The sequence below is a fragment of the Streptomyces katrae genome (assembly GCF_000966975.1).
Lineage (GTDB): Bacteria > Actinomycetota > Actinomycetes > Streptomycetales > Streptomycetaceae > Streptomyces > Streptomyces katrae.
In genome coordinates this window covers 1-404 of record NZ_JZWV01000466.1, presented here as the reverse complement: position 1 = coordinate 404, position 404 = coordinate 1, and the positions used below count along the sequence as shown (strand labels likewise).

1 protein-coding gene is annotated in these 404 nt (G+C 71.3%); it reads right to left on the bottom strand.

Annotated features, from left to right (window positions below):
* Positions 1-166 precede the first annotated feature (166 nt).
* On the bottom strand, positions 167-404 hold a 238-nt coding region (locus VR44_RS46400; RefSeq protein ID WP_045948439.1), incomplete at its 5' end, for a hypothetical protein.

Here is a 404-nt window from a genome sequence, read left to right as displayed (position 1 = left end):
GTGAAGGTGGCCTGACCCCAGGACCGCATCGGCGGCCACGGGAAACCGTCCGCCCGCTGCTCTTGCAGTCGCCAGCGCGGCAGACCCGGCCGGCCCGCTGGGATCACGAGGTCAGCCGGGACGGCTGGCTGCCAGGCCTGGGGCATGGACCGCTGGCTGGCAGGCCTCAACGGGCCGAGCCGGGGAGGGAGGGGGACGGCGCGAAGTGCAGCCTCTGGGGACCCTTCCCATCGCCCTTCCAGTCAAGGAACAAGATCACGTCGGTGAACAGGCGCTCGCGGCTCGGCCAGTGCGAGGAGTAGGACGCGGGAGTGATGGACCCGTCCTTCGCCTTGTTCAGGCGCTGCGCCAGATCGGTGCGCCTCGTCACGGCCACACCGCCCCCCTCGACCATCGCGGTCACC